This is a genomic window from Leisingera sp. ABM4_060, from assembly GCF_056158765.1.
Genome location: NZ_JBSWTX010000001.1, coordinates 2398982 through 2407500, shown reverse-complemented (window position 1 = coordinate 2407500; position 8519 = coordinate 2398982). Strand labels below are relative to the sequence as shown.

The window sequence follows — 8519 nt, the reverse complement described above, 5'->3', positions numbered from 1 at the left end:
CAGGAGGTTGGCTTAGAAGCAGCCATCCTTTAAAGATAGCGTAACAGCTCACTGGTCTAAATAAGACGTCCTGCGGCGAAGATGTAACGGGGCTCAAGCCATGAGCCGAAGCCGAGGATGCACATAGTGCATGGTAGCAGAGCGTAGTGTGACATAGTCTCATTCCTCCTTAGTATCTTCGGATACATTGGAGGAGAGAGGCTTTCGATGAAGCCGGGGCGTGAGCCATCCGGTGGAGAGATCACTAGCGAGAATGATGACATGAGTAGCGACAAAGAGTGTGAGAGACACTCTCGCCGAAAGTCCAAGGGTTCCTGCTTAAAGCTAATCTGAGCAGGGTAAGCCGGCCCCTAAGCCGAGGCCGAAAGGCGTAGGCGATGGGAACCAGGTTAATATTCCTGGGCCGTGGAGTGGTGACGGATTGTGAAGGTAGTTCGCTCTTATCGGATTGAGCGGGCTGCTGATCAGTCCCTGGAAATAGCCCTCCTGTCAGACCGTACCCTAAACCGACACAGGTGGACTGGTAGAGAATACCAAGGCGCTTGAGAGAACGATGTTGAAGGAACTCGGCAAAATACCTCCGTAAGTTCGCGAGAAGGAGGCCCGGGTTCAAGGCAACTTGGATCCGGGGGCACAAACCAGGGGGTGGCGACTGTTTATTAAAAACACAGGGCTCTGCGAAGCCGCAAGGCGACGTATAGGGTCTGACGCCTGCCCGGTGCCTGAAGGTTAAAAGGAGGGGTGAGAGCTCCGAATTGAAGCCCAGGTAAACGGCGGCCGTAACTATAACGGTCCTAAGGTAGCGAAATTCCTTGTCGGGTAAGTTCCGACCTGCACGAATGGCGTAACGACTTCCCCGCTGTCTCCAACATCGACTCAGCGAAATTGAATTGCCTGTCAAGATGCAGGCTTCCCGCGGTTAGACGGAAAGACCCCGTGCACCTTTACTACAGCTTCGCACTGGCATCAGGATTGTGATGTGCAGGATAGGTGGTAGGCATCGAAACCGGAACGCAAGTCCCGGTGGAGCCTCCCTTGAGATACCACCCTTCGCACTCTTGATGTCTAACCGCGGTCCGTTATCCGGATCCGGGACCCTGCGTGGCGGGTAGTTTGACTGGGGCGGTCGCCTCCTAAAGAGTAACGGAGGCGCGCGAAGGTTGGCTCAGAGCGGTCGGAAATCGCTCGTTGAGTGCAATGGCAGAAGCCAGCCTGACTGCGAGACTGACAAGTCGAGCAGAGACGAAAGTCGGCCATAGTGATCCGGTGGTCCCGCGTGGAAGGGCCATCGCTCAACGGATAAAAGGTACGCCGGGGATAACAGGCTGATACTGCCCAAGAGTCCATATCGACGGCAGTGTTTGGCACCTCGATGTCGGCTCATCTCATCCTGGGGCTGGAGCAGGTCCCAAGGGTACGGCTGTTCGCCGTTTAAAGAGGTACGTGAGCTGGGTTTAGAACGTCGTGAGACAGTTCGGTCCCTATCTGCCGTGGGTGTAGGATACTTGAGAGGAGTTGCCCCTAGTACGAGAGGACCGGGGTGAACGATCCACTGGTGGACCTGTTGTTGCGCCAGCAGCAGTGCAGGGTAGCTATGATCGGACAGGATAACCGCTGAAGGCATCTAAGCGGGAAGCCCCCCTCAAAACAAGGTATCCCTGAGGGCCGTGGAAGACCACCACGCCGATAGGCCGGAGGTGTAAGCGCAGCAATGCGTTCAGCTGACCGGTACTAATCGCCCGATAGGCTTGATTTGATCCAGTAACAGACAGTGTTACTCAAAACCAAACAAGCAAACACATCCCTAACAAACACTTGGACATGTTGATTGTATTGCCTCCTGCATTTGGAAACGTCTTCGTGACATAACTCCTGGGCGGTCTCTCGCGTATTTACTTCGTAAACACGCTGCCGACCGCGAACCGAGAAAATCCAAATGCCGAAGGCATCTGGATTTTTCTCGGTTTGGTGGCTACAGCGCAAGTGAAACACCCGGTCCCTTCCCGAACCCGGAAGTTAAGCACTGCCGCGCCGATGGTACTTGGGCTCAAGCCCTGGGAGAGTAGGTCACCGCCAAACCTAGTAAAATCCAAAAAACTCTAAACAAAAGAACACCTGTCGCGGGATGGAGCAGCCAGGTAGCTCGTCAGGCTCATAACCTGAAGGTCGCAGGTTCAAATCCTGCTCCCGCAACCAACACAATTTCCTCAGAAATATCAAAGGCTTCGGATCTACTGTCCGAAGCCTTCGCCGTGTTCGCCACTTCCGCACCCGACGCCAGCCGCAACAGCCCGGCCAGATCCCCTTCCAGCGTCAAATCCAGGCCGGTGCCCTCCGCGGCAGGCGTCAGCACGATCCGCTCCACCAATGCGCGCAGCGCCTCCTTGGCTTCCTCCATGCCTTCGGTGGAGCCAAGGGTCTGGATCAGCCGCGACACCCGTTCGCGGTAGGCTTCCGCCATCGACGGGTGAAACACCACCGTGTCCGGGGCAGGGGTATGCTCCAGCTCCCGTTCCAGCTGCTGGCGCCGCGTGTCGAGCTCGATCATCCGGTCCTTCACCTGATCTGCGGGAATGCCCGCAATGATCGCATCCACCAGCTTCTGGTGGTCGCGTTTGGCACGGGCGAGCGCCTGTTCCTTTTCCTTGCGGTTTCCGGCGGCTGCCGCCTTCAGCCGGTTGCGCTCGGCAGTGTATTCTTCGCAGAAGATCTGCACCGCGTCCGGATCCATCAGGTGGTTCGCCAGCGCATCCAAAACTCGGGCTTCCAGATCAGCCTGCTTGATCGTGCGTTTGTTGCTGCAGACCGCGGCGCCCTTGTTCCTTGCGGGGGAGCAGCCGAAGCTGTCCTTCGAAATCTTGGCAAAGCCGCCGCCGCAGCAGCCGCAGGCCATTAGCCCGGAGAACAGCGTCTTTGGCCGCCGCCGGTCCCAGACCGGGACATTGGTGCCTGCGGTCTTCAGCGCGCCCTGGCGAGCCCGGACTGCATCCCAGAGATCCTGTTCGACGATCCGCAACTGCGGAACGTCGGTGATCGTCCACTCGCTTTCCGGGTTCAGCCGCGAGATGCGCTTGCCCGTTTGCGGATCCTTCACGTAGCGCAGCCGGTTCCAGACTTGCCGGCCGGTGTAGAGCTCATTGTTCAGGATGCCGGTCCCGCGCTGGCGGTTGCCGTGAATGGTGGAGGCACCCCAGTGGCGGCCGGACGGGGCAGGCACGCCTTCATTATTGAGCGCCTCTGCGATCTTCTTGGGAGACAGACCCCTGGCATAATCCTGGAAGATCCTGCGCACGATCTTGGCCTCTTCCGGGTTGATCTCGCGCTCGCCGCGGATTACGTCGCCATTGCTCGTGAGTTGCGGCTTCATGCGGTATCCGTAAGCTTTGCCGCCTGCGGATTTGCCCTCCAGTGCGCGCCCTTTGAGACCGCGGTGAGTTTTCATCGCGATGTCCTTGAGCTGGAGCGCATTCATCGTCCCCTTCAGCCCGATATGGATCTCCGAAATCAGCCCATCCGCCACGGTCTCGATCGGGAGGCCGTTGAAGCAAAATTCCTGGTAGATGTGGGCAATGTCGGCCTGGTTGCGGCTTAGACGGTCGAGGGCTTCCGAGATAACCACATCGAAGGTGCCGCCGCGCGCATCGCGCAACAGGGCCTGCATGCCGCTGCGCATAAGGCTGGCGCCGGAGATGGCGCGGTCGGAATAGGTGGCCACGACCTCCAGCCCCTGGGCCTTGGCGTAATCGGTGCAGTCTCGGATCTGGGCCTCGACAGAGGCGTCGCGTTGCAGGTCTGTCGAGTAGCGGGCGTAGATGGCTGCTCTGAGCCTGGGCTGGGACATGGCGGTGTTCTCCGGTGGTTTGGTGTTAACCGGGAGTTTTGCCGTCCCGGTGGTCGGTGCGGGCTGCCTCGCGGGCGAGGGCGCGCAGGAGTTCGTGAAGTGACGCGCGGGTGCTGGCGTCCTGCCGGCAGGAGCCGTTTTGCGGGCGGCCGGGTGTTTCCGGCGCCTGCTGGCATTCGGCATGTCTCTTCCGGTCCCGTGCCATTGGCCGAGGTCTCCTGTCTCCGGTGGGCGGTGGCCGCCCGCGTGTGCTGGTGGAGACAGTTTACTGCGCTGGATTGGGTTGGAGCGACCCAGGTTGTTACCCTGCGGAGACGGAAATTGTGGATAAGGGCCTCGAAATACGGAACTTTCCCTCTGCAGAGGGGGCTGGGGAGGGATGCGGGCATAGACCGCCCGGGCGGGGCTTTGGGGCAAAGTATTTCCAGGAGGGAATTATCCGGATTTTGGGTCAACCGGTGCCTGCACCGCGGAAGTTTGCGCAAAAGCCTTGTGCAAATCCGGTGGCGGCGCGGCTTGGTTGGCGGGCGCATCTACTGGTCCTGGACCGGCTCTGGGCCACTTTTGCGCGGCACATCACGCAGCCAGGACCGGACCGCCTTGGCATCGAACTCACGCTCACGCACCAAAGCCGCAGCCATGTCCTGCAACAGCCGCTGATGTGGGTACAGCAATGCACGCGCGTGGTCCTCTGCGTAGTCGAGCTTCTCACGGAGGCGTTTGCGGTCGGGTTCTGCCAGCTGCGCCGGATCCTGCGGTCCGAACCAGCCGTTGCCGAAGGTCCCTAAACCCAGTTCAAAATCCATCGCCAGGACCATCCGCGCAGCCTGTGCCAAATCGGACGTCGCGCCCCCGCCGGCCCCGGCAGAAACAACCCCGAAGATGAGCCGCTCCGCCGCCCGCCCTGCGAGGTGGATATACAGCTGGCATTCAAAGTCTGCCGGCAGACCCGCGTTCGGGGGAACATCCCGCTCAATTGTGCCGCCAGATGGAGACAGGCTGATCCGCGTGATCGTCTCGCCGTAGCTCCACGAGGTGATGGCGTGACCGGCTTCATGAATGGCGATGCGGTAAAGCAGGCCGTGGTTCTCCTCCTGTGCCATGACTTGCAAATGGCGGCGCAGAAGCTGCAGATCGAGCGCGCAGCCGCTGTGCCGGGCCTCACTGCGGGCTGAGCGCACCGCCGCGTCCACGTCGGCAGCGGTTTTGCCAATGCAGTCCCGCGCCAGCTGCTGCAGCGCATCCGCGGGAACTGCGTCCTGCAGCCGCTCAGCAAGGAGGTGTTGCAGCATCGCCATGCTTGGCAGCGGCATCTCGATCTTGATGTCAAACCGCCCGGCTCTCAGCACCGCGGGGTCGATGTGCTGCGGGTGGTTGCAGGCACCAACCACCATGATCCCTTCCTCCAGGCTAATGCGGTCCATCTGCTCCAGGAGACCAGCGATCACCTGCGATCCATATCTGCTGCCGTGGGTGTCGCCGCTGGTGCGCGAGCTGATCGCGTCGACCTCATCGATGAAAAGGATACAGGGCGCATTCTTCCGGGCTTCGTCGAAGCTTTTGCGCATCGCGAGCAGCAGGTTGCCCAAATGGCCGGCGCTTTGCCACTCGGCGCAGCTGGTCTCGACGCAATTGACAGCGGCGCTCCGGCCCATCGCGCGGGCGAGGTGGCTCTTGCCGGTGCCCGGCAGGCCAAAAAGCAGCAAGGAGTGCGGGATCTCATTCCAGGCCACTTCGCCTTCGGCCCAGAGCCGCAGGTCTGCAACCAGTTGCCGGGCGGTGTCATAGGACGGGCCGATGCCGGTGATCTCTCTTGGTGGTGTTCCGGCTTCGGGTTCCGGCGTTGCCGGGGCGGTAAGTGCCTGGGACAGGCGCTGCGCCATCTTCTTCGCTGTGGGCGCACGCAGGGCGAATGAGAGCGCGGCGGTGGAGAGCTCTTGCAACTGGCCGTTCGGGGGCAGCGCGGCGCGGGCGGCGGCTTCATCAATGCGGCCCGTCCGGCTGTGCGTCTGACGCAGCAGGGCGATCAGAAAATCTGCGTCCACTTGCGGCACTGTCAGCTGATGGCAGTGCTCCGTCACCAGCGGCGCCGGCAGCGCCATCTCATCCGGCAAGCAGATCCACAAAGGCTGGCTATGCGCCAGGCCTTTGATGATGAGATCCTGCAGGTCATCAAAGTGCCGCTGCTCAATCTCGTCATCGCGGACGCTGGGGACAGCGAGGGTCACGCGCTGAGGCAGCTGCACCTGGCGTCGGGAATCATAGGCCTGCCAGCCCGGCGGCAGCAGGGCGTGGTTGAGGAAATTTTCCACGCCGGAAAACCCGGGAACTGGAATGTTGCGCAGGATCAGCACGGCGCCCCGGGTAAGCTGCGCGTCTACTGCCGCCGGGGAGCCGAAGGCCGCGGCGATCCGCAGCAGCAGAAGCAGCTTGTCTGCCGGCAGGTCTGTTTCCGGCAGCCATTGGCCTGAATCGTTACATGCGTACGGGTCGGCGCCTTCTTGCTCCAGCGCTTCCCAGAGTTCCGGCGGTAGATGCCGCGCGTCCGGGTGCTCGCTCAGATGCTGCAGCAAAGAATGGGGGTGATCCGGTGCAGGGGGCACAAGGGGCTCCCCGGTGCCAGCACTGTCGTCTGGCGCGTCTTCTTTGAGTGTCTTGCGCCGAGTTTGCTGCAGCTCTCTGTGATAGAGATTATAGCGGCGGGCGCAGTCTTCGGCGAACTGCCACCAATCGGGGCGCGCGGGGGAGTGGTTGGATTGGTTCATGGCAAACCTCCAGTGAACAGGCAAAGAGGATCAGGCGCCTGGCAGAGCCGGGCGTGAAACAGTTCGGAAATTGAAGAGGGGGGCGCTTAGGTGTCTTCTTCCGCTCGGATGGCGTCGAGCATCGCGAAGATCACCTGGGTCGCATCGGCGAAGTAGACCTCGCTTTTGACGCTCAGCTCTTCTGCGTAGAGGTCTGGCGGCGCGACGCTGTCGGGGTGCTCCGCCTTCAGCCGCGCATGCAGGCCTTTTTCAATTTGCACAGCTGTGTGGCCGGAGCTGATGGGAACTGTCCGCAGGACCTGCGCCTCCGTCTCCTTGGTCTTCAGAAGTTGGTGGTAAAGGCGGGAGACGGGATCGCGGCTGTAGCCGAGTTTGATCAGCTTGGCACCTTTGGCGAGTTTAAGCTTCATGACGTAGAGAAAACTTGGCGCACTGCTCCAGCCCTCGCCGCAGTTGCTGCATTGAAACCGGCCAGTCTGCATGTTGGCACGGGCAATCCGCTGAACATGGCCGCAGGCCTGATGCTGGTACAGACGGTAGTTTTGGTTCCTGTTCGGATCCGGTCCAATCAGCTCCCAACCCTGCGCGGAGGCTTCTTCTTGCTCCTTCTGTTGCTGGCAGAGTTCGCAGCGCACGTCGCAGGTCCCGGCGGCACGCTTCATCATCTCAAATTGTCGGCGCAAGTTATGGCCGCAGGGGGCGATATAGTGGGCATAGTGACGGTCTTCCGGATCGCGGCCTGCCCATTCAAGGCCGGCTGCCGTGGCATCGTCCCGCCAGCGCGCTTCAATGCAGTGCGGGCACTGCGGCTGGCTGTTCATAAGAACAAAGATCTTGCTGGCATGTGTCTGTCGGCAGGTGTGGCAGGACAGGAGCAGGTGATAGCGGTCCTTGACCCGCTGCAAGATGCCGAAGCCCTTGGCTTCGGCGGCGGCGCGCCAGTGGGGGTGAATGGTGAGCGGGAAGGCGGCGGACGTGGCGGTTGATGTATGGGTCATTGAGAACTCCGTTTGCGCAAGGCGGGAGAGAGGGCAGGCGCCGCATATGGGGCACCTGCCGGGAAAATCTGGAATTGGGCATGAAGCGGCCGGGCGCAGGCGGGGAGAACCGCCGCGGGCCGGGTCAGGTTATGTCACGGGGGATTGGGGGGATCAGACCGGCGCGAATTCCGGAGCTGTCACTGCCATCTCCACCACGGTGTCGACTTGCCGCGCCGCGCGGTTCAGCGCTTCGCGGACACCGGGATCATCGGTAGTGAAAAGGTCCCGGTGCTCATGCATCAGCTGCTGGAATCGAAGTGCCTCGTCCAGGCTCTCAGATTCGATCAGAAAGTGCAGCAGCATGCTCATGCGCTGCATTGGCAAATCTTCGGCACTGACCACTTGTGCCGTCAGGATGTCGCCGCTGAGTTGAAGACAATCCTGCCACTTGGCTTCGGCGGCCTCTTGGATATCGGTGGACGCGGGATCCCAGGACAGCGCGTGCAACAGATCACGGTCCAATTCGAGGGCTTCGTCCACTGCTTTGGTCAGCGTGTCGAAGGTGCGGGTGATGAAGGTGGGGCTGTCATCTGCGACAGATGCCGGCCACAGGGCTTTTGCCGCGCCGGGGCGCGTGATAACGGGGATGGTAGTCATGCTGGTCTCCATAGCCGAGGTCAGTGTGATTAGGGCGAGGTAAGAGGTTCCAGCTCTTGCCTCGCCTGAACAATGTGCGATAATGCCATCATGATGTCAACATCAAAATGGTAATATCGGAATGGCCCCTCCCAAGAAAGACACAGAAGCGCTAACGCTCAGATTGCCGCGAGAACTCATAAATGCAATCGATGACCGACGTCGTCTCGAACCTGATCTCCCAACCCGTCCGGAAATGATTAGGCGCGCATTGATTGACTGGCTGGATAAAACAAG

At 60.7% G+C, this 8519-nt stretch carries 5 protein-coding genes, 1 tRNA gene and 2 rRNA genes (1 of these 8 cut by a window edge); 4 read left to right on the top strand and 4 right to left on the bottom strand.

The features are described 5' to 3' along the window. The 3 genes from ACXAEH_RS11605 to ACXAEH_RS11595 form a co-directional block, all read left to right on the top strand. Positions 1-1756: ribosomal RNA gene (locus ACXAEH_RS11605) — 23S ribosomal RNA — on the top strand (it extends 1073 nt beyond the left edge of the window). Between the two features lie 208 nt (positions 1757-1964). Further along, positions 1965-2079 (top strand): 5S ribosomal RNA (gene rrf / locus ACXAEH_RS11600). A 40-nt stretch (positions 2080-2119) separates the two neighbouring features. Beyond that, positions 2120-2196 (top strand) — tRNA-Met (locus ACXAEH_RS11595). Here ACXAEH_RS11595 and ACXAEH_RS11590 read toward each other — a convergent pair. After that, positions 2153-3841 carry a recombinase family protein gene (locus tag ACXAEH_RS11590; RefSeq protein WP_475035564.1) on the bottom strand — a complete coding sequence of 563 codons (1689 nt, stop codon included), beginning with the start codon at positions 3839-3841 and terminating at the stop codon, positions 2153-2155. The genes ACXAEH_RS11595 and ACXAEH_RS11590 overlap by 44 nt on opposite strands. Between ACXAEH_RS11590 and ACXAEH_RS11585 the strand changes: the two genes are divergently transcribed. After that, positions 3813-3944: a hypothetical protein gene (locus tag ACXAEH_RS11585; protein WP_475032938.1), complete on the top strand. Its 132-nt coding sequence runs from the start codon at positions 3813-3815 to the stop codon at positions 3942-3944. The genes ACXAEH_RS11590 and ACXAEH_RS11585 overlap by 29 nt on opposite strands. Positions 3945-4374: 430 nt before the next feature. On the opposite strand, the gene ACXAEH_RS11580 is transcribed toward ACXAEH_RS11585, so the two are convergent. The 3 genes from ACXAEH_RS11580 to ACXAEH_RS11570 all read right to left on the bottom strand — a co-directional run bounded on the left by ACXAEH_RS11580 (position 4375) and on the right by ACXAEH_RS11570 (position 8243). Beyond that, on the bottom strand, positions 4375-6414 hold the full coding sequence (locus ACXAEH_RS11580; RefSeq protein WP_475032936.1) for an AAA family ATPase: 2040 nt from the start codon (positions 6412-6414) through the stop codon (positions 4375-4377). Positions 6415-6692: 278 nt separating this feature from the next. Continuing rightward, positions 6693-7604: a GIY-YIG nuclease family protein gene (locus ACXAEH_RS11575; RefSeq protein WP_475032935.1), complete on the bottom strand. Its 912-nt coding sequence runs from the start codon at positions 7602-7604 to the stop codon at positions 6693-6695. 153 nt (positions 7605-7757) lie between these two features. Then, a complete protein-coding gene (locus ACXAEH_RS11570; protein ID WP_475032934.1) occupies positions 7758-8243 on the bottom strand; it encodes a hypothetical protein in 486 nt (161 codons plus the stop codon). Between the last annotated feature and the right edge of the window lie 276 nt (positions 8244-8519).